Origin of the sequence: Xenorhabdus sp. KJ12.1 (assembly GCF_963876495.1) — a bacterium.
Taxonomy (GTDB): domain Bacteria; phylum Pseudomonadota; class Gammaproteobacteria; order Enterobacterales; family Enterobacteriaceae; genus Xenorhabdus; species Xenorhabdus stockiae.
Map to the genome: position 1 here is coordinate 44,814 of NZ_CAWNQH010000066.1, position 21,663 is coordinate 66,476.

Genomic DNA, 21,663 nt, shown 5'->3' on the forward strand with positions numbered 1-21,663 from the left:
TGTTAATATTAAATTTCTAATATTTCATATTTAATTCCATCAACTAGACTATGAAAAAATGTTGAGGGATTTTGAAGATGATTTACCTACGTAAGGCTTCAGAACGAGGCCACGCTAATCATGGCTGGCTGGATAGCTGGCACACTTTTTCATTTGCACATTATTATGATGCCAACTTCATGGGCTTCTCTGCCCTAAGAGTCATCAATGAAGACCTGATTGATGGTGGTCAAGGATTTGGCATGCATCCTCATCATGATATGGAAATTCTGACTTATGTTCTGTCCGGTACAGTAGAGCATCAGGATAATATGGGAAATCTGGGCCAAATATCAGCAGGCGAGTTTCAGATAATGAGCGCGGGTACTGGTATTCGCCACTCAGAATATAATCCACATCATGATAATCCTCTTCACTTATACCAAATCTGGATTATGCCAGCAGAAAATAGTCTGACACCCCGCTATGAACAACGCCGCTTTGAGTCGGAAAAAAAACACCAGCTCATACTTTCACCTGATGCCCGTGATGGCTCATTAAAGATATTTCAAGATATGACGTTATGGCGTCATACATTGAAACGTAGTGAAAGGTACGAATATCATATAGAAAAACCGCGAAAAATCTGGCTTCAAGTGGTTCGCGGCGAAATCGATGTCAACGGTGTAAAAGCAGGGATTAGCGACGGTATCGCTATCAGGGATGAATCCGACATTCAGATAACCGCAAATCAACAGAGTGAAATCTTATTGTTTGATCTGCCGCCTAATTGATCACTCTTCCAAAAAGTAAGAAACGTCATAGTGATAAACCCCGCTAGTTTTTCAACGGGGTTTGTTAACAACTTGAAGTGGGATCGTTCTCCCACTTTATTTAATGCAGATAGTCTGAAACTCTTACAACTTCGGCCCAGCTTTTACCAATGCAGCGCCAGCGGCGGTATCGGTATATTTGTCGAAGTTATTAATGAAACGCTCAGCCAGATCTTTGGCTTTAACATCCCATTCCGCTTTATCCGCATAAGTATTACGTGGATCAAGAATACCGCTATCAACGCCCGGCAATGTCGTTGGGACAGTCAGGTCAAAAATCGGCAATTCGACGGTATCTGCATCTTCAATATCGCCACTTAGGATTGCATCAATAATCGCGCGGGTATCTTTGATAGAAATTCGTTTGCCTGTGCCGTTCCAGCCAGTGTTAACCAAATAGGCTTTTGCACCGGATGCCTGCATGCGCTTCACCAGCACTTCAGCATACTGTGTCGGATGTAACGACAGGAATGCCGCACCAAAACACGCGGAGAAAGTCGGCGTTGGTTCAGTTACACCACGCTCAGTTCCGGCAAGTTTAGCGGTAAAACCTGACAGGAAATGGTACTGAGTCTGTTCTGGCGTCAGGCGGGAAACAGGAGGTAATACACCGAAAGCATCAGCCGTCAGGAAAATAACTTTAGTTGCGTGTCCGGCTTTTGATGCCGGCTTAACGATATTTTCAATATGGTAGATAGGATAGGAAACGCGGGTATTTTCTGTTTTAGAACCGTCGTTGAAATCAACCGAGCCATCTGCCAGCACAGTGACGTTTTCCAGCAGGGCATCACGGCGAATAGCGTGATAAATATCCGGTTCGGCTTCTTTCGACAGGTTGATGGTTTTTGCATAACAACCACCTTCAAAGTTAAATACGCCGTCGTCATCCCAGCCATGTTCATCATCACCGATCAGTTTACGTTTCGGATCAGTGGAAAGCGTGGTTTTACCTGTACCGGAAAGACCAAAGAAAACAGCGACATCACCCTGCTCACCCACGTTAGCAGAGCAATGCATGGAAGCAATACCTTTCAGTGGCAGCAGGTAGTTCATCATTGAGAACATGCCCTTTTTCATCTCACCGCCATACCAAGTACCACCGATCAGTTGCATTCTTTCTGTCAGGTTAAAAGCAACAAAGTTTTCAGAGTTCAGGCCCTGCTCTTTCCATTGTGGATTCGTGCATTTAGCACCGTTCATCACAATAAAGTCCGGCGTGAAGTCGATCAGCTCTTCATCCGAAGGGCGAATAAACATGTTTTTGACAAAATGAGCCTGCCATGCCACTTCCGTAATGAAACGCACTTTCAGGCGGGTATCCGCATTCGCACCACAGAACGCATCAACTACAAACAAACGTTTGCCTGAAAGCTGCTGAGTAACTAACCCCTTAAGATGAGACCAGGTTTCCTGACTGAGAGGTTTATTATCGTTCTTACCTTTTCCCTGATCTGCCCACCACACTGTGTCGCGAGTCACTTCATCACGTACAATGTATTTATCTTTAGGAGAACGCCCTGTAAAAATCCCAGTATCTACTGCGACAGCGCCAAGGTTGGTCAATGTTCCTTTCTCATATCCCTGTAAAGAGGATTTAGTTTCTTCAGAAAATAACAATTCATAGCTTGGGTTATAGATAACTTCGCTGATATCACGAATACCATAAACCGCAAGCTCCTGCGCAGTAACGCCTGTAACGCTCATTTATTGCTCCTGATCAGTTAGATTTAATCTCTGTCTCAGCCGGAAATAATAAATAATTATGACTAATTAACCGCGATTGTTATCAAAAAATTGAAATCTTATTATTTTTTTTAGTGTTATATGAGACACAGAACACGAAACAAAAAATTTTTAATAATAAAAAGGGCGTATTTATACGCCCTCCAAAATCAATACATAAATACAATCAATATAATTATTATTACTTCACTTCTTTTATTTTATTAATCGCTTTTTCATCGAAAATATAATGCATTCCACAGAATTCACATTCCATGTCAATTTTGCCATCTTTATGCAGAATATCTCGCAGATCCTCTTCTGGTAAAGTTGCCAGAGTATCGGCACAACGTTGATGAGAACAGCCACAACGGAATTCAACCTGCTGAGGTTCATACAGAGTGACATCTTCTTCATGGTAAAGACGATACAGAATTTCTTTGATATCCAGTGTAAACAGCTCTTCACCTTTGATGGTTGTCGTGAGCTGAACCAGATGGTCAAGCATATCAACATCACCGGTTTGCGCGCTCGGCAAGCTCTGCAATAACATGCCACCCGCCGCCATTTTGCCATCCTGCACACCTGTGCGGATAAACAATCTGGTTGGTAACTGTTCTGACTGCCTGAAGTAAGCATCCAGACATTCCGCCAGCGTCTCTCCTTCCAGCGCTACAACCCCCTGATAGCGCTCACCTTCTGTTGGCGTAACTGTAATGACCATATAACCATTACCAACCATATCACGCAGGCTGCTTTCAGCATTGATATCACCATCAATACGGGCAGTACCACGCATTTGTTGCTGGTTATTACCATTGATAACTGCCAGCTTAACCGGCCCGTCGCCCTGAATTTGTACGGTAATATCTCCGTTGAATTTCAGGGTAGCGGTCAACAGGCTGGTTGCGACCAACAATTCACCCAGCAACTGCTGTACAGGTTGAGGAAAATCGTGATTTTCCAACATCCGCTGGTAAGTCTCACTGACGGTAACAAGTTCACCCCTGACAGAATGACTTTCAAATAAAAAGCGGTGTAATTGGTCATGCTTGATCATAAATCTCTCTCATTTCACTGAGGCGGTTATTCCCTTTATCTTTCAAGCTGCCGCTTTGCTGGCAGCGCGAAGCAACTCGAAATTTGTTAGGAATGTCCCGACTCATTTAATTTTGTATTCTTGAACTTAATCAGTGTACGCCGCTCTTTCTTATCCGGGCGACGATCAGGATGTGGCATCGTTAGTGCATTCATTTTACGGGCTAACGCCATTTTTTCCCGTTTAATAATGCTTTCTTCCGTTTCCTGATAAAGCTGCTGGGCTTCTGTAGCACCACGCCTTTGACTGCTGAGGGCCAGAACGGTGACTGTTCTCTCATCACTACCCTGACGCAGTTTAATGACAGCATTCAACTCAACCAGTTTACTCGGCTTTCCACGCTGACCATTATAGTGGACTTTTCCTCCATCAATCATGTCACGCGCAGTGGAACGGGTTTTGTAAAAACGGGCTGCCCACAGCCACTTATCAAGGCGAACAGCTTGATCGTTGTCTGAATTAGGCATGATTGTTCTCTCTGATTGCTCTGTTTCAATATTAACGGGTAAATATTAACGGGTAATGTGTAATAACAATACCTGATCGGAGATGACAAAAAACAGGTTCAGGGTAGCATAGCCCACCGGATTATCGCTAATTCATTGGTGGTTGTTTCACATTGAAGCAACTATCGTAGTGCTGTTTTATCCGCAGCAAACGCTGCCTGTTTTTTTGTTTTTTCTTGATAGTCAGTATCCCATTGACTATCAGCGTCGCCATAATTACCGCCAGAAAAAGGCAGCTACCCAGATAACGAATCAGTGTTATAGAATCAGGCTCACTGTGCAGCGTTATATGGCGGGTGCCATTTGCATCTTCCGATAACTCCGTTACGATGCCTTTCGTTTCAAATGGTACATGCGTCAGCATTCCCGCTTGCCGCAATAAATCATGCCATTGCTGCAATGCATTGGAATCATAAGTAAAAAACGATGAAATAGGATATTCAACTAATGGACGCTTTTCATCACTAATCAATAAAACGCCCCCCGGTGGAGGACTGTTCAGAAGAATACTGTATCTATCCGTTTCCCGCTGGACAAATGAAGCTGCAGTGGAATCAACTAACTTTCCTAATGCATCCGCACTGACAGAACGTAGTAGAACCCTAGTTCCATTCAGTTTCCCTTTTTCAGCCTGATTCAGGAGATCATCCCAACTTTTGGCATTACTTAAATTGACAAGTGCATTTTTTAGCCGGTTACAATCGCCTTCCTTGAAGCAAAGCGCATTCGTCTTCAAAATAATCTGAGGAAAATTGTCGAGTAATATCATTCCCGACTTAGTAATCACTTCATTCAGGGCGGGGTTATATTTCCGAGCATGCTCCATAGGACGCAATTGCTCATTCACTGTTGTCAGTAACGCCGAAGCTTTATTGATAATCTCCGATTCAGGAATGGGTAATGAGCTGCCATTGTTCCAATAGATACCAAGGCAATCAAACGGTAAAAAAGAAAAATCATCCGGGGAAGACAGTGTCCCTGATTTTGGTGGCATGTAACACATTCCCGTACCTTTCACCCTCAACACATCCCCTTCCCGCAGTGGCATATTCGATAACTCACCGGCATCAGTAATGACTGTGGTGTTATTACCATGCAGCCACGCGAAACTTAATCGCATCGATAGACTAACCGGCGGATAAAGATACAGTACAAGCATGGCTAAGATAGAAAATACCACCAGCATCTGATTCTTCTGGTAACGTTGATAAGGGTAAAGCCTTTCTTCCTCATTCAATGAAAGATGCTGCCCCTGACGGACAACATGGCCATTGGAGTACATTTCTACATCAGTATTTTTATCAAGTTCATGCGCAACATACGGCTCCCAATGAACAGGATAAATGAGATCAACGCCTCCAAGAGAGATGTTCTTTTTGTTTTCCTGCTCAAATTCACTAAATACCCCCCAGCGTTTCAGAATGCCGCTGAAACAGCTTATATTCAAATAATTACGTGTGGAGGGTAACCTGAAAAACGGCCAGAAACTGGCAAGAATAAACAGCACAGAAACCAGCATCAGCCACGGCAATAATGGTGAAGGAACAAAAAGCGCCAGAAACCACAACGATAAGCCAGCACACATCAGCACACCTTCCTGAATACCTGTTGAGTGACGCAGGCGATACTCTTCCGGAGTTTCTTTACGCAGGTACAGCAGGTTGGCATTCGAATTACCGTTTTTCTGAATTGAAGCGTGCTCTGCCTTTTTGATACTCGGTGTAACCAGCAGGTCTTGCTGATAGTCTGTCAGACTGTGACCATTTACCGCAATGACTAGCGGCATTGAAGAAGTTTCAACAATATCGATTGTATTTCGCTGATTAACAAAAGGTTCAAGCAAGGCTGGAAAATAGATTTCTGTTTCATCGAGATAGTAACGCCAGTGCTGCGTTTCCCCAGAAACAGCAGAAAAACGGGTGATAGTATGACTGATGGTATAAACGTTATTATCCCTGATGGGAAATACCGGATAGCCGGATACGTAGCTTCTGTCTAATTTCGTATGAGGTAGGATATTTTTCAAATAAGATTCAATAACTTGAAATTCGACTGCATTCAACTTACGACTGACTGTGTTAGTCTTCAATGACATATAACGCGCGTTATCAGACCGCCTCCATCTGAAAGTCAGAAAGGAAGCCATTATAGTCAGGCTAATAATAAAAATAGCCAATATAATGACCAGTGAGCTCATTTGTTCTCCATGCCCATGACAGCAGTAAGAAACTGACAAAATAACAATCGAAAGAAACCCGCAGAATCAGGTTATTCCTATTCTCGCCTTCTATTTTTAATTTTATTTACAACATGTTATATAAATTTTCTCACACCAATTCACAAAAAACAGCATTTTCTGCAAAGTAGAACCATAACAAAAATACATACAAGCGATAATCGCTATCATTTACTAACATAATCAGCCATATTAAAGCAAAGTTTAAATACGCAACAACCATCAGGGGCAAGCATGATTGAACTGAAAAAGCCTAAAATATTGAATATAAGTAATATTGCCCATTCTCGTTTATTCAACATCCAGTCCGTCGATCTTGAATTCAGTAATGGTGCCAGACGTATTTATGAACGAATGAAACCTACCAATCATGAAGCGGTTCTCATTATTCCGGTAATTGGTGATGACTTACTTCTGATACGTGAGTACGCCGTAGGTATTGAACAATATGAATTGGGTTTTCCTAAAGGCGCGATTGATGCAGGAGAAAGTATTCTTGAAGCGGCTAATCGTGAATTAAAGGAAGAGGTAGGATTAGGTGCCAGCAAACTGGAATTGTTGACAAAATTGACGATGGCGCCTTCTTATTTTTCCAGCAAAATGAACATCGTGATTGCACAGGATTTATACCCCGAAGCTCTGGAAGGAGATGAGCCGGAACCACTGGTACAGATCCGCTGGCCTATAGCAGACATGATGTCACTACTGGAACACCCCGATTTCAACGAAGCCAGAAATGTCAGTGCGTTATTTTTTGCACAACGATACCTGAATGAAACGTGTTAAGACTCCGTTTACAGCAGCGCTGATTGCTTATCTGAATAATAGAAATTAATAATATAAATTTATGAAAAAGGGGGTATTGGAGACAACCATCTTTAATACCCATTTTTTCACTATACTGAGCATACACAAAAGCATTCACTTTATTAAAAATAACAAATAAACATATTTATTATTATTTAAAAATTAATACCCACAATCGCGATATTCCCCTGATAACCCCTTTATGATTTATTCAATAAACTCAATTTTTAAAACTCCCATTGAAATAAAATAACTTTTTAATAAACGATCAGATCCGGAATATATTTTAGGCTGGATAGCTCACAATAACAGGCCATAGTGTAGCCGTTTCAATAGCACCAGAAACATAAATTAATGTTATGAGAAAGGTGTTATGAAAAATAGAAGTGCCGTTTTCTTTTAATCGAATTTCTATTTCAAAGGTAATCATGTATGGCAAATAATATAAATTCACAGATTAGTTATAAGACACTCTTTAACGATAATCCGGATCTTTATTGTTTTCCGGGTTTACCCGAAGCCAATGACGGGCCGTTAGCCTATCTGGTTGAGCTATATCAACAGATTCAGATGTTTGAAAAAGACGCAGACAAAGAGAGTGCCCGTTTTCTCAGCCAACGGCGGACTGATATCGAAAAATTATTGCTTGATAGTACTAACCTCAATCAGACTAGCAGCCTGTTACCACTCGTCATTGAAGCTCTGGCCGAAAAAGTCAAAAATCATATCAATAATAATCAGCCTTTGACGCATTCTCTGGCTGATATTCATTACCCGCTTTCGTTGCCATTCCACTTTCCGCTAAAGCAAACTACAACCGTACTGGCAAAAAAAGAGATCCCATTACTAGATTTGATCCAACGGGCTGACAGCAAGTATCCCAATTTTATCGATGACAATCTGAGTGCTGACTCGCTGCAAACAGCAATGATGATAAGCAGCACACTGGCACCGAAACTTCAGGCATTATTGCTGGAAAAATCACAAAGCAGCCAAAAAGATTTCTTCGAAAAATATTACGGCCTAAAAGGAGATACAATCAAAGCCGCAGGATCTCTGGAGCGTCTCACCATATTCACTCAACAAACCGGCCTGACTTCTCAGGAAGCAGAATCATTGTTTGCGGTTAACGGAATCGCCGAAGAAACCAAGACTCACAGTATCGTCACCTACTCCAGTAACGTCACTAAACCGGATAATGCGGATAAACAATTTCCCTCCGGGGCCAACTATGCCGCTTCCTATATCAACGCAGGTAAAGCCCCTGCTCTCTTGAGAACAAACTCTCTTTCTTTGATCAGCTTTTCAATGCTCCGGGATTGTCACAACAGACATCTTCTTCATTTGTGCTGGTTCTGGATAATAAAGAATTTGATCCCGCCGTGACCGAAGGCATCGATGCACTGACTATCAACCAGTTATGCCGGGGGTTGAATATTGATGATGCAACCTGCCAGATATTACTTTCTTTCGTTATGCAGGCACAGAACCTGAGCAAGCCCAAACGTTCGCTGGATGTTGTTTCTGCCCTGTATCGTCTGGTTGCCATACCCCGCATATTGCGCATGTCAGTGAAAGAAAGTTTAGGGTTATTGTTGCTATTGAACCGCGATAATCCGAGCTATCTGCAACAACTGGCAGGTATTCCGGTATTAGCTAAGGACGCTAAAGCCATTGATATTCTCGATGTACTTATCGCTGTCATGAATGCCACGCAATGGATTAAGCAGCATAATCTATCCCCCTTGTCCCTTAACCTATTACTGATGCCTTATCAGTCCGGCAGCAATACCTCTGCTGATATTGAAAATATTGATTGGATTAAAAAAATCAGATCCGTTATTCCCAGTGCAAATGATGCCATGCTGAGTGAAGATAAAATCGCTTCTGCCATGCAGGGCTTTCAGGCAAAAAACACATCCGTCATTTGGGTCATGTTCCTGTGTGGCGGTTAAAAGATATCAATATTCATATTCACTACACCGCTGTAGATGGCGGTAAACCATTCGCAAAAGCTGTGAAAGATAAAATGAATAAATAGCCCTTATGCTATAAAAATTGATAAATAACCTATAACAAAAGGCTCCGTCAGGAAACTGACAGAGCCTTTTTATCTCAGTTTAATACCTGCGCAGGCACCTAAAACTGATCAGAACAGTTCTTGGCTTTCACCATTCTCAATGACAGTCGTACCCGCCTCTGGTACAGAATATTCTGTCGGTTGAGTGCCCTCAATAAAATATTCTGCACGGGTATTTTTTCCACCGCTAGAGAGCTTACCCGTAGCCCGATCAATCGTGACAGACACAATGCCTTGAGGAGCCTCCATCAGTTTTTCAGGCACTCCTTCTAATGCCATTTTCATGAAGTCATCCCAGATTGGCTGAGCCGTTTTCGCTCCACCTTCTCCTTTCAGAACCGGAGTACGTCCCAGACTTCTGCTGTGCTCATCAAAACCAATCCAGACTGTTGCCACCATATCCGGCCCGTAACCAGAGAACCATGCATCTTTCGAACTATTGGTTGTCCCGGTTTTACCGCCAATATCACGACGCTTTAAATCTCGGGCGGCGCGCCAACCCGTTCCCATCCAGCCCGGTTCACCAAAGATGTTGGTTTTCAGGGCATCATGGATCAAAAATGCCAGCGGTGTGCTGATAACATGCGGTGCATATTGCTGATCATCAACGTACAGATTAGGCGCGACACTTTCCAGATCCGGCTGTGGTAGTAACACGGGGTTTTGGGAAACATCGGAATGAGCTACGTTCTCAATCGAATCTTCGGACAGCTCAATAGAGCGTGTTGTATCCCCGTAGATCACCGGAATATCAGTACATTGTGGGCAGGCAACCTTAGGTTTAGCTTCATACAGAATTTTCCCTGCATCATCCTCAATTTTGTTAATGAAGTAAGGATCAACCAGATAGCCACCATTCGCCATCACTGCATAGCCGCGTACTAACTGCATTGGTGTGAAAGAAGGTGAGCCCAGCGCCAGTGATTCTGTGCGGACAACATTCTCTCCCGGTAAGCCAAAGCGTTTCAGATAGTCAGCCGCATAATCGACACCCATCGCCCGCATAGCTCGCACCATCACTACGTTTTTGGACTGCCCCAGTCCCTGACGCAAACGAACCGGGCCATCATAGGTCGGAGGCGAGTTTTTCGGACGCCAGTCCGTACCTGCACCGGCATCCCAACGGCTGATAGGTGCATCATTCAGCAATGATGCCAGCGTCAGCCCTTTATCCATCGCAGCGGTATACAGGAATGGCTTGATATTGGAGCCAACCTGACGCAATGATTGAGTCACGCGATTAAATTGACTTAATTCAAAATTGAAACCACCAACCAACGCTTCTACCGCACCATTTATTGGGTTAATGGAGATCAACGCCGCATTCACTTCCGGTAATTGAGCCAGCCACCAGACGTTATTGACCTTTCTGACCCAAATCTGCTCACCAGCCCGAATGACGCTATCCACACTCTGTGGTGCCGGCCCTTGCAGGCTGTCAGTTTTGAACTGACGTGCCCAGCGGACTCCTGCCATTGTCAGTTCAACTTTGCTGCCATCTGTCAGTATCACTTCAGCCTGAGTAGCATTAGATTTCATGACAACCGCAGGCAACAAGGGGCCATATTTTGGTAAGGTTTTCAGCTTATCGGTAATCTTAGACTGACTCCATGCAAGCTGGCCTCCCTTCCATAACACTTCCTGAGCACCGCGATAACCATGACGCATATCATAGTCAATCACATTAGTACGAACGGCATCGACAGCAGCCAGCTGGATTTTGCGCGTCACCGTGGTATAGACCTTATAACCATCCGTATACGCATTTTCGCCATAACGGTTAATCAGATCCTGTCTGACCATTTCAGTCAGATAAGGTGCAGAAAACGCAATCTGCGGAGTGTGGTAACTGGCAACTAATTTCTCACTTCTAGCCTGATAATACTGCTGCTGAGTAATGTAGCCCTCTTCCAGCATGCGCCCCAGCACCACATTACGGCGGTTGGTCGCACGCTCATAAGAATACAGCGGGTTTAAGGTTGAAGGCGCTTTCGGCAATCCGGCAATCATCGCCATTTCACTTAGTGTCAATTCATTCACGTTTTTGCCGAAATAAACGTGTGCTGCAGCGCCGACACCATACGCACGATAACCAAGATGGATCTTGTTGAGATACAGCTCAAGAATTTCATCCTTGGTTAACATCTGCTCAATTCTAATCGCCAGAAATACTTCTTTCGCCTTACGAATCAAAGTCCTTTCCGGAGTAAGAAAAAAGTTTCTCGCAAGCTGCTGCGTGATGGTACTCGCTCCCTGAGACGCATGCCCCGAAGTCATCATAATGGAGGCAGCACGAATAATACCTATCGGATCAACACCGTGGTGTTCATAAAAACGGCTATCCTCTGTGGCAATAAAGGCTTTTACCAACAACGGAGGCATTTCGGATAGGGTAAGCGGTATGCGGCGTTTTTCGCCATATTGAGCGATGAGTTCGCCATCAGCACTGAACACCTGCATCGGTGTCTGTAATCGGACATCCTTTAACGTCGCGACATCCGGTAACTGTGGCTCGATATATTTGTACAAACCAAAAATCGAGGCAGTTCCCAAGAAAATGCAAAAAACGACAAGGATCAAAAAATACTTTATGAACTTCACCTGAAATTTCTCACGCCATGTTAATGAGGCAGTTTATAAACGATTAGTACGTAGTATAAAGGCTATACAACACGATGAATATGACCTTTCATTAATTACTAATCACTGATAAGGAAATCACTATATGTACCCAGCTACATGGTATATCGGCCTGGATATCCATAATCATTACATTCGTGCGCTTGCCGCCACTAAACGCCGTCACGGCTGGCAATTCCGGCACTGCTGGCACTATTCTTTATTTAACGAAACATCTTTATTTAATGAAACATCGTCATTTAGTGAAACTCCCTTATTAAATAAGGTACCAAACACCCCTATCTCAGGGGGATGGTTACAGTATCCAGAAAAATTACGCAAAATTTTAACGCAGTGGCGGCAAATATTACCTAACAAGGTTAAATTAAGGCTGGCACTACCTGTTCAACAAACATTACAGAAACAAATTCCTCTGCCTCAGCACATCTCATTACAGGAGCCGGAACTCGGTTGGTTTGTCCGTGCTAATGCCGAAAAGCAATTCCCCACCACTGATCTGGCTCTCGATTATCGGGTACATGGGCAACAAATCTGTATAAGTGCAACCCGCCAAAAAGACCTCAATTTCTGGCTCAGCCTGCTCACAGAAATCGGTTTATCACCCGATGCCATCGATATTGCCCCCTGCGCATTACGCTATGTAGCCGAACTTGCCGGAATTCCCGGTAACAGCTGGCTGGTTCATCAACGAAAAACTGACTGGTTATGGCTGGCCCCGTCGAGCCTGCCTTTCAGTTATGGGCTGATATCAACTCAGTCTCATGCCAGTCTGACACAGGTCATTAACCAGCTCCCCATTACTCCGGGCAGGGAAAATTACCCGATTTATTACAGTGATGAACAATCCACCAGCCCTACTCCCATAAAGCAGCAGGCCGCGCCAGCAGAATCCGTTCAGGTTTGGCACCTACTGTCAGCATTTTGCCATTACCAGCCCCCAATACCGGAAAACATGGGTGCTTTCATGATAGCGGCAGGATTAGCACTAAGACCGGATGACCAATGATGCATCAGGTGAATTTTCTACCTTGGCGACAGGCAAGGCTTAAACGTCGGTGTCATAAATGGGGAGTATTCCTCGGGTTACAACTGTTCCTGTGGGTTGCCGCTCTGGTAATCATTTCAATAGAGCAAAAACAACAAATTGAACAATATCAAAACCAATTTACTGAAAATAGCCACCAACTTGCGCAATTAAAACAAACTATCAGTGAAACAGAGCAGGCTGTCCAACAGCAACAACAACTGTCTCAACAATTAGGGAAAAAACAGTTATTCATGGAGCAGAATCAGCGATATTTACAACTATTTCGTCAGCTTCCTCACTTATTACCGGAAAAAAGCTGGCTAACCACATTCAGTGATGATTCCGGCCAATTAGTTTTTGCTGCTAATAGTCAAAGCTATGAAGATGTTTCTGATTTATTGGATAACCTGACAGGCAATATTTCACTTATTAATGTCCAATTGAAAAAAATGACAACGACACCTGAAGACTACCTCCGAGTATTTACCATTGATGCTGAGTGGTTAATGGGGAACAGTAATGAAAAATAATTATCTGGTGTGGTTATTTCGCCCTGCATGGCAATTATTTTTATTACAGCAATTGGTGATCGTTCCTCTTATTTTGGGATTCTATTTTTTTATCTGGCAGGGCAATAAAGACGCCATTCATTCTTTTCGCTCCAAAATAGCAGAACAGGAAAATGATATTGCATTATCTCAAACCCGTTTTTCCGAACTACCGGATTTAACCGAACTTCACCAGCAGATCCAACAGATAACCGCTAATCTCGACTCAAATAGTCACATAACATCATCCCCGAAAACGACGGTACTTAAACGGCTCCACCAGCCTTTAACCCGTTCCGGCAGCCAACTGATGGAATGGAAAAGTCACAAAGAAGGTCATCAGGTTTTATGGCATATCATATTGTCACTGACCTATGAGCAATTACTCCGCTTTCTGAGTGAAATTCAGCAGTTACGGCCCTTATTGCTGATTAAACACCTCACAATCACCCCCGCCGATAATGGCCTGACCGTCCGCATGGTACTGGCAGATATGAGTCATGAGGAAAATATAAATCATGAGGAAAAGCAACAATGAAGAATTGTGTTTACACCTTACTGGCACTCCTGTTTTTATCCTTTTTCAGTTGTGCGGAAGATACTGAACCGGAAGAAGCGGCTTTTTCCATAAATGTAAGAGATCCTTTCCAGCCGCCACACAATCCTATCAATGAAAATACGGCAGATGAAGCAACGGAGTTCCATCAGTCAGAACAGGATGATCAGGAAATCGAATATCAGGTTATTACCCTGCAATACGCTGATGCAGGAAAAATAACAGAACAATTGCAAAAAAATACCCCAGCGTTGCTGACAAAATGGGGAAAAGTAGAACATGATGCTTTAACAAACAGCCTGATATTAGAAGATAAATTTGATGCTATTACTCGCATCAAAAACTGGCTGAAAGAAGTGGATACACCACAACAACAAGTACAAATTACAGCGCATATTGTCACCAGCAGTAGAGAAGCACTGCATGAATTAGGTATTCACTGGGGCATTACCGCCGATCCACTAAATCGGGCACTAGGGTTTAACCGCCTGAATCTGCATCAACCTGCGGGTAGCCAAAGCCATCGTTTAGTGCTGAATGCAGCCCGTATCCATGCCACTCTGCTGGAAATGGAACTCAGTGCATTAGAACAAGAAAATCAACTGGATATCATTGCCAGTCCACGACTGACAGCCTCACATCAGCAACCTGCCAGTATCAAACAGGGTTCTGATATTCCTTATATTGTACAGAATAAGGATAAAACAACGATTCAGTTTAAAGAGGCCGTATTGGGGATGGAAGTCACTCCACACATTTTAAAGAACGGAAAAATCCGGTTAATACTCAAGATCAGCCAGAATGCGCCCGGCCTTCCCATTAATCAGGGAGGAAATGAAAATCTGGCGATTGATAAACAAGAAATAATGACACAAGTTACCGTTAGAAACGGTGAAACACTTATTTTGGGCGGTATTTTTCAACAGAAAAAAGGCGCCAGTCTGCAAAAAGTGCCCTACTTGTCAGAAATTCCTATATTGGGTGCATTATTTAACCAACAGGGAGAACGACATAGCCGAAGGGAGCTCGTAATTTTTATTACACCTCAACTGACTGATATTTAACCACCTTAAAATATAGACATATTTATCAGTTAGTTAAATGCAACATATGTGATTTTATCGCCCGATTATCAGCCATTTTCCTTGGTCTGACCTGTTTATGGATTTGACGCTGAGGGCAATTTAGCATACAAGGATTATCTAATTGAGTGAGCAGGTCTCTCATTACCAGCAAAAGCCTACCAAAATATCCATGGGTAGGGTTACAGTCAGCCAGAAAAAAAGCATGAACCTGATTCAATCGGTTCGTGCTGATTTATATAGTTGCAATATAGGCTGATGTGCTGAGATAATTTTTCCATCTGATCTCACATTTCACTCATGAGGTTTCAGTTTAGGTCCCGCGGCTAATCTGATTGGCGGGGCGGGTTATCATTAACAAATAGTCTTAGTAATACCAAAAACATGGCAGAGAAACGCAATATCTTTCTGGTTGGGCCTATGGGTGCCGGCAAAAGCACTATTGGTCGTCAGTTAGCTCAGCAACTCAATATGGAGTTTTACGACTCCGATCAAGAAATTGAGCGACGTACCGGAGCTGACGTGGGCTGGGTATTCGATGTGGAAGGCGAAGAAGGCTTCCGTGAACGCGAAGAAAAAATAATTAACGAACTGACTGAGAAACAAGGCATTGTATTGGCAACTGGGGGGGGGTCTGTTAAGTCAAAAGAAACCCGCAATCGTCTGTCTGCCCGTGGTGTTGTCGTCTATTTAGAAACAACTATCGAAAAACAGTTAGCTCGTACCCAGCGCGACAAAAAACGCCCTTTACTTCAAGTTGATGCACCAGCACGTGAAGTTTTAGAAAATCTGGCTGATGAGCGCAATCCTCTGTATGAGGAGATTGCTGACCTGACTATACGTACAGATGAGCAAAGCGCCAAAGTTGTAGCTAATCAAATTATTGAATTATTGGAAAAAAATTAATTTCCGCGGATTCAATCCGTTGCAAAAAATAAGGCGAAAGCTGATATGGAACAAGTGATTGTTACGTTAGGTGAAAGAAGCTATCCAATTACCATCGCCCAAGGGCTGTTTTCGAGCAGTGAAGCATTCAGGCCCCTGCAATCTGGTCAGCAGGTCATGATAGTGACCAATGAAACACTGGCTCCCCTGTATCTTGAACAGGTGAAATCCACATTGCTGAATATGGGCCTTCGGGTGAATGAAGTTATCTTGCCTGACGGTGAACAATACAAATCACTTTTTGTGCTCAATGATATATTTTCGGCCTTACTGGAAAATAATCATGCTCGGGACACAACGCTTATCGCTCTCGGTGGTGGTGTCATCGGTGATATGACGGGTTTTGCTGCTGCCAGCTATCAGCGCGGCACCCGTTTCATTCAGGTGCCCACCACTCTACTTTCTCAGGTTGACTCTTCTGTTGGTGGAAAAACCGGAGTCAACCACCCCCTCGGTAAAAACATGATTGGGGCGTTTTACCAGCCCGCCTCTGTGGTCATTGATCTCAACTGCTTAAATACCCTGCCAGCCCAAGAGCTGTATGCAGGGCTGGCTGAAGTGATCAAATATGGCGTGATCCTGGACGGTGAATTTTTCAACTGGCTTGAAAACAATATCGAAAAATTATTGGATCTCAACCATCAGGCTATGGCTTACTGCATTCGTCGTTGCTGTGAGCTGAAAGCCCTTGTTGTTGCAGCGGATGAGCATGAACGCTCAGGTATGCGGGCTTTATTAAATCTCGGCCATACTTTCGGGCATGCGATTGAAGCTGAAATGGGATACGGAGTCTGGCTGCACGGGCAAGCAGTCGCAGCAGGGATGGTTATGGCTGCACGGGCTTCTGAGCTTGTTGGCTCATTCCCCGGTCAGGATACACAGCGCATCATCAGTCTGCTGGAAAGAGCAAAACTGCCTGTACATGGCCCGTCAGAAATGCCTCCTGAAAATTATTTACCTCATATGATGCGCGATAAAAAAGTCACTGCGGGCAAACTTCGGCTGGTATTACCCACAGCTATCGGGAAAGCAGAACTTCGTTCTGATATCAGCACCGATGTCATATTAGAAGCCATCCGACGTTGTAGTGAATGACCCCTAATTTTCTGGCTGTTTGCTATAAAATAGCTACATTGATAGATATATCCGATAGATTTTTCAAATAATGGGTATAATGTGAACAGCTTCAGTTAGGTCTGGCCACCAAACTTATCACTCCGTTATCAGTCACATAGCAATTGGCAGTATTATCTCAGCTGGGAGGGCATATGGACGAATTAAAATCAGAAAATAAACAAAAAACAGAAAACGAGTTTAAACCCGATACATCTGATCGTCCCACTCAGCGATCACGCCCCCAGAAGCAGAATCCAAAACTGGCAATATCCCGTCAACAAATGATGATTGGGGCCGGTATCCTTGTGCTTCTACTGCTCATTATCGCTATCAGTTCTGCCCTGAAATCACCAACAGAACATGAAAAGCAGCAGTCATCAAATTCAGTCGAGAAAAGTATTAACCTATCCGGCACTTCATCATCTTCCGACAATGAGCAAAATAGCGCACAGGAAGCACCATCCACATCTGCCACTGACCATCCGCATGAAATAGGCATGCCGCCAATCAGCAGTACCCCTAGTCAGAACCTTTCCCCGACCAGCGGAACGGGTAGCTATAACCAACGTATCGAATTACCCGGTGATATTTCTGATGCTTTAAATCAGCAACAAAGCAATATCAACAATGCGGTACAAAAAAATACGGAACAGGAAAACCAGCCATCCTCACAACCGACACCACAACAGAGCCGTGTAAAGCAGACGGCAGTAACGCCGGTTGAACAGCAAAAAACCGAAAAACAACATAAGGTAGCCACGAAACCCGCAACCACTGACCATCAGACAAATAAGCAAAGTACTGCAAGTATCGGTGAAGACCTACTGAAAGTACCGGCAAATCGGTTTACACTCCAGTTAAGCAGCGCCAGTCGCCCGGATACCTTGATTGCTTTTGCGAAAAAGAATAACCTTTCCCATTACAAAGTTTATGAAACTAAACGTAATGATAAGACATGGTTTATTTTGATCTACGGTAGCTACAATTCCGCTTCAGACGCCAAAAAAGCGATTGCCTCACTCCCTGTAGACGTTCGGACACAAAAACCCTGGGTAAGAAAACTACAACAGGTTCATCAAGATCTGAAAAAATAAAACTATTTTGATTAGGCGCTGATATGCTGTCCTAAACAGAGTACAATCTGCGACTCTGAAATTATTGAATACTTTATTGACGGCATGAAAAAAAAACGCGCTTTCTTAAAATGGGCCGGTGGAAAATACCCCTTGGTGGATGATATTAAACGTCATCTGCCAGAGGGCGATCGCTTAGTTGAGCCATTTGTTGGCGCAGGCTCGGTATTCCTGAATACCGATTATGATTCTTATCTCTTATCAGATATCAATAGTGATCTGATTAATCTGTACGATACGGTAAAATTTCGTGCGGATGAGTTTATTGATCATGTCCGTCCCTTATTTTCACCAGCATACAATACGTCTGAAACCTTCTATCGCCTGAGAGAAGAGTTCAACAAAAGCAAAGATCCATTCCATCGCAGCGTGTTGTTTCTGTATCTTAACCGTCACTGCTATAACGGTCTGTGTCGCTATAATTTACGCGGCGAGTTTAATGTTCCTTTCGGACGCTATAAAAAACCTTATTTTCCGGAAGATGAGCTGTATTGGTTCGCTGAAAAATCTAAGAAGGCTACTTTTATCTGTCAGCATTATGAAGTCGCATTAACTAATGTCCCAAAAGGCTCAGTGGTTTACTGCGACCCGCCCTATGCTCCTCTTTCAGCAACCGCAAATTTTACAGCCTACCATACAAATAGTTTTAACCTGACAGACCAAGAAAATCTGGCGTGGCTTGCCTATAATCTTTCGTCTCAACATGGTATTCCGGTGCTCATATCCAACCATGACACGCCAATGACACGTGAATGGTATCATCATGCTTCCCTTTACATTGTTAAAGCCCGCCGGACAATAAGTAGAAATATTCTTGCCCGCTGTAAAGTTGATGAACTTTTGGCGTTATACTGCCAGAAGTGATTGAGGTTTCCTGCCCCTGAAATAACGGGGATAAACAATGAATTGGAGAAGAGAATAATGAAGAAAGATTTTCTGATTGCCCCATCCATTCTATCTGCAGATTTCGCCCGTCTGGGTGAAGATACCGCAAAGGTGCTGGCTGCCGGTGCTGATGTTGTGCATTTTGACGTTATGGATAACCATTACGTACCAAACCTGACAATTGGCCCGATGGTCTGCCAGGCACTGCGCGATTATGGTATTACCGCTCCCATTGATGTTCATCTGATGGTGAAGCCTGTAGATCGCATTATCCCCGATTTTGCTAAGGCCGGTGCAACCTATATCACTTTCCATCCCGAAGCGAGTGAACATATTCACCGGACACTACAGCTGATTAAAGATCATGGCTGTAAAGCTGGTCTGGTATTCAATCCGGCAACACCTCTCAGCTATCTGGATTATGTACTGGATAAACTCGACGTTATTTTATTGATGTCAGTTAACCCCGGTTTCGGCGGCCAGTCGTTCATTCCGGAAACCCTACATAAATTGCGTCATGTCCGTAAAATTATCGATGAAAGCGGCTATGATATCCGTCTCGAAATTGATGGTGGTATCAAAGCCAACAACATCGCTGCGGCAGCTCAGGCTGGTGCAGATATGTTCGTTGCAGGCTCTGCTATTTTCAGTCAGCCTGACTATAAAGCAGTCATTGATGAAATGCGCAGTGAGTTATCAACAGTGGCATAACGACAGGCAACATGATGAAAAAAAATGTAGCACAAGCAATTCAGGCCATTGCATTCGATCTGGATGGAACGCTGGTAGACAGCGCCAGTGGGCTGGCAGATGCTCTGGATCAGGCCTTACTCACCAAAGCTCTGCCCGCAGCAGGCAAAGAACGCGTTGCTGTGTGGGTGGGTAATGGCGCGGACATCATGGTTGAACGTGCCCTGAAATGGGCTGTCGGAGAGTTTTCCCCTGAACTGTTCAGTGAAGTCCGCAGTCTGTTCGATAAATTCTATGAAACTACCGTCACGACGGGTAGCAAACTGTTTCCTCATGTCAAAGAAACACTGGCTGAGCTGGCAAAACATAACCTGCCGATGGCGATTATTACTAATAAGCCGACACCTTTTATTGCACCATTGCTGGAATCTCTTGGTATCAGTCAATACTTTTCACTGGTACTGGGAGGAGACGATGTTAAACAGAAAAAACCGCACCCTGCACCACTGTTTCTGACAATGGGCATGTTTGGTTTAAATAAAGATGAATTGCTTTTTGTTGGTGATTCCCGTAATGATATTTTGGCTGCACAGGCGGCAGGCTGCCCTTGTGTTGGCTTAACCTATGGATATAACTATGGGGAATCAATAGCATTAAACCACCCGGATTATGTACTAGACAATTTTCCGGATTTACTACCAACAATTGGATTACCAACTTTGAACTTACAGGAAGCGTAATAAAATGAACGAACCCACAGCAACGAAACAGAAACCTATTGTATTCAGCGGCGCACAACCCTCCGGTGAATTGACCATCGGTAACTACATGGGAGCGTTACGTCAGTGGGTTCAGATGCAGGATGAATATGATTGCATCTATTGTATTGTTAACCAGCACACCATTACCGTACGTCAGGATCCTGAAGAACTGAAAAAACGTACGCTGGATACGCTGGCACTTTACCTTGCCTGTGGTATCGATCCAAAGAAAAGCACTATTTTCGTCCAATCACACGTACCTCAGCATAACCAGCTAGCCTGGGCACTGAATTGTTATACCTATTTCGGCGAACTCAGCCGCATGACACAGTTTAAGGATAAGTCCGCCCGTTTCCCGGAAAATATTAACGCGGGTCTGTTTAACTATCCTGTCCTGATGGCTGCTGACATTTTGCTTTATCAGGCTAATCAGATCCCTGTAGGTATTGATCAGAAACAGCACCTTGAATTGACTCGTGATTTGGCACAACGTTTTAATGCTCTTTACGGTGAGATTTTCACGATCCCGGAACCTTTCATTCCGAAAGAAGGCGCTCGTGTCATGTCATTACAAGAGCCGAGCAAAAAAATGTCTAAGTCTGATGATAACCGCAATAATGTCATTGCTCTATTGGAAGACCCGAAATCTGTTGCCAAGAAAATCAAACGTGCAGTCACCGATTCTGAAGAGCCACCTCGTGTCCGCTATGATTTGGAAAACAAACCGGGTGTTTCCAACTTACTGGACATTCTGTCAGGTGTAACAGGCAAAACCATCCCTGAATTGGAAGCAGAGTTCGAAGGAAAAATGTACGGCCACCTGAAAGGTGCGGTTGCAGACGCAGTGTGTGAAATGCTGGCTGACTTGCAGGAACGTTATCACCATTTCCGTAATGATGAAGCTCTGCTTAACCAAGTCATGGCAGAAGGTGCAGCAAAAGCACAGGCTCGTGCTCAGGAAACCCTGAATAAGGTTTATGAAGCAATTGGGTTTATTACCCATCCGTAATAGCAGTTA

Annotated in this window: 20 protein-coding genes; 15 read left to right on the forward strand and 5 right to left on the reverse strand. The window is 43.7% G+C overall.

The window, feature by feature from the left end; all coding sequences use genetic code 11:
• Positions 1-77 precede the first annotated feature (77 nt).
• Positions 78-773, forward strand: a complete 696-nt coding sequence (locus tag AACS92_RS09790) for a pirin family protein (RefSeq protein ID WP_099111035.1) — start codon at positions 78-80, stop codon at positions 771-773.
• A 123-nt stretch (positions 774-896) separates the two neighbouring features.
• Here AACS92_RS09790 and pckA read toward each other — a convergent pair whose 3' ends face one another.
• From pckA to AACS92_RS09810, 4 genes are all read right to left on the reverse strand, one after another.
• Positions 897-2,516, reverse strand: coding sequence for a phosphoenolpyruvate carboxykinase (ATP) (gene pckA / locus AACS92_RS09795; RefSeq protein ID WP_099111036.1), 1,620 nt, complete (start codon positions 2,514-2,516; stop codon positions 897-899).
• A gap of 220 nt (positions 2,517-2,736) precedes the next feature.
• On the reverse strand, positions 2,737-3,594 hold the full coding sequence (hslO, locus tag AACS92_RS09800) for an Hsp33 family molecular chaperone HslO (protein WP_099111037.1): 858 nt from the start codon (positions 3,592-3,594) through the stop codon (positions 2,737-2,739).
• 86 nt (positions 3,595-3,680) lie between these two features.
• Positions 3,681-4,100, reverse strand: coding sequence for a ribosome-associated heat shock protein Hsp15 (hslR, locus tag AACS92_RS09805; protein WP_099111038.1), 420 nt, complete (start codon positions 4,098-4,100; stop codon positions 3,681-3,683).
• Between the two features lie 127 nt (positions 4,101-4,227).
• Complete coding sequence (locus AACS92_RS09810; RefSeq protein ID WP_099111039.1) at positions 4,228-6,336, reverse strand: IgaA/UmoB family intracellular growth attenuator; 2,109 nt, start codon at positions 6,334-6,336, stop codon at positions 4,228-4,230.
• 273 nt (positions 6,337-6,609) lie between these two features.
• On the opposite strand from AACS92_RS09810, the gene nudE reads away from it, so the two are divergent.
• From nudE to AACS92_RS09825, 3 genes are all read left to right on the forward strand, one after another.
• Positions 6,610-7,161 (forward strand): ADP compounds hydrolase NudE, encoded by a 552-nt coding sequence (gene nudE / locus AACS92_RS09815; RefSeq protein ID WP_099111040.1) that lies wholly within the window; start codon positions 6,610-6,612, stop codon positions 7,159-7,161.
• A 453-nt stretch (positions 7,162-7,614) separates the two neighbouring features.
• Complete coding sequence (locus AACS92_RS09820; protein WP_099111041.1) at positions 7,615-8,568, forward strand: Tc toxin subunit A; 954 nt, start codon at positions 7,615-7,617, stop codon at positions 8,566-8,568.
• The gene (locus tag AACS92_RS09825; RefSeq protein ID WP_153044778.1) at positions 8,502-9,137 is read left to right on the forward strand and encodes a hypothetical protein; all 636 of its coding nucleotides are present in this window, start codon (positions 8,502-8,504) and stop codon (positions 9,135-9,137) included. The genes AACS92_RS09820 and AACS92_RS09825 overlap by 67 nt, the downstream gene beginning before the upstream one ends.
• Positions 9,138-9,331: 194 nt before the next feature.
• On the opposite strand, the gene mrcA is transcribed toward AACS92_RS09825, so the two are convergent.
• A complete protein-coding gene (mrcA, locus tag AACS92_RS09830) occupies positions 9,332-11,863 on the reverse strand; it encodes a peptidoglycan glycosyltransferase/peptidoglycan DD-transpeptidase MrcA (protein WP_099111043.1) in 2,532 nt (843 codons plus the stop codon).
• A 124-nt stretch (positions 11,864-11,987) separates the two neighbouring features.
• Here mrcA and AACS92_RS09835 point away from each other — a divergent pair, with 124 nt between their 5' ends.
• The 11 genes from AACS92_RS09835 (at position 11,988) to trpS (ending at position 21,654) form a co-directional block, all read left to right on the forward strand.
• Positions 11,988-12,908, forward strand: coding sequence for a hypothetical protein (locus AACS92_RS09835; RefSeq protein ID WP_099111044.1), 921 nt, complete (start codon positions 11,988-11,990; stop codon positions 12,906-12,908).
• On the forward strand, positions 12,905-13,459 hold the full coding sequence (locus tag AACS92_RS09840) for a PilN domain-containing protein (protein ID WP_099111045.1): 555 nt from the start codon (positions 12,905-12,907) through the stop codon (positions 13,457-13,459). The genes AACS92_RS09835 and AACS92_RS09840 overlap by 4 nt, the downstream gene beginning before the upstream one ends.
• The gene (locus AACS92_RS09845) at positions 13,449-14,015 is read left to right on the forward strand and encodes a hypothetical protein (protein WP_099111046.1); all 567 of its coding nucleotides are present in this window, start codon (positions 13,449-13,451) and stop codon (positions 14,013-14,015) included. The genes AACS92_RS09840 and AACS92_RS09845 overlap by 11 nt, the downstream gene beginning before the upstream one ends.
• Positions 14,012-15,097, forward strand: a complete 1,086-nt coding sequence (locus AACS92_RS09850) for a secretin N-terminal domain-containing protein (protein WP_193756966.1) — start codon at positions 14,012-14,014, stop codon at positions 15,095-15,097. Before AACS92_RS09845 ends, AACS92_RS09850 begins: the two co-directional genes overlap by 4 nt.
• Positions 15,098-15,499: 402 nt before the next feature.
• Positions 15,500-16,021, forward strand: a complete 522-nt coding sequence (gene aroK / locus AACS92_RS09855; protein ID WP_038260059.1) for a shikimate kinase AroK — start codon at positions 15,500-15,502, stop codon at positions 16,019-16,021.
• A gap of 45 nt (positions 16,022-16,066) precedes the next feature.
• Positions 16,067-17,155 (forward strand): 3-dehydroquinate synthase, encoded by a 1,089-nt coding sequence (gene aroB, locus AACS92_RS09860; protein WP_099111047.1) that lies wholly within the window; start codon positions 16,067-16,069, stop codon positions 17,153-17,155.
• Positions 17,156-17,328: 173 nt separating this feature from the next.
• Positions 17,329-18,270, forward strand: a complete 942-nt coding sequence (locus AACS92_RS09865; protein WP_099111048.1) for an SPOR domain-containing protein — start codon at positions 17,329-17,331, stop codon at positions 18,268-18,270.
• Between the two features lie 84 nt (positions 18,271-18,354).
• The gene (dam, locus tag AACS92_RS09870; RefSeq protein ID WP_099111049.1) at positions 18,355-19,173 is read left to right on the forward strand and encodes an adenine-specific DNA-methyltransferase; all 819 of its coding nucleotides are present in this window, start codon (positions 18,355-18,357) and stop codon (positions 19,171-19,173) included.
• A 57-nt stretch (positions 19,174-19,230) separates the two neighbouring features.
• A complete protein-coding gene (gene rpe, locus AACS92_RS09875; RefSeq protein WP_099111050.1) occupies positions 19,231-19,905 on the forward strand; it encodes a ribulose-phosphate 3-epimerase in 675 nt (224 codons plus the stop codon).
• 14 nt (positions 19,906-19,919) lie between these two features.
• Positions 19,920-20,624: a phosphoglycolate phosphatase gene (locus tag AACS92_RS09880; protein WP_099111051.1), complete on the forward strand. Its 705-nt coding sequence runs from the start codon at positions 19,920-19,922 to the stop codon at positions 20,622-20,624.
• Positions 20,625-20,628: 4 nt separating this feature from the next.
• Entirely contained in the window at positions 20,629-21,654 is a 1,026-nt protein-coding gene (trpS, locus tag AACS92_RS09885; protein ID WP_099111052.1) for a tryptophan--tRNA ligase, read from the forward strand.
• Positions 21,655-21,663: the final 9 nt, after the last annotated feature.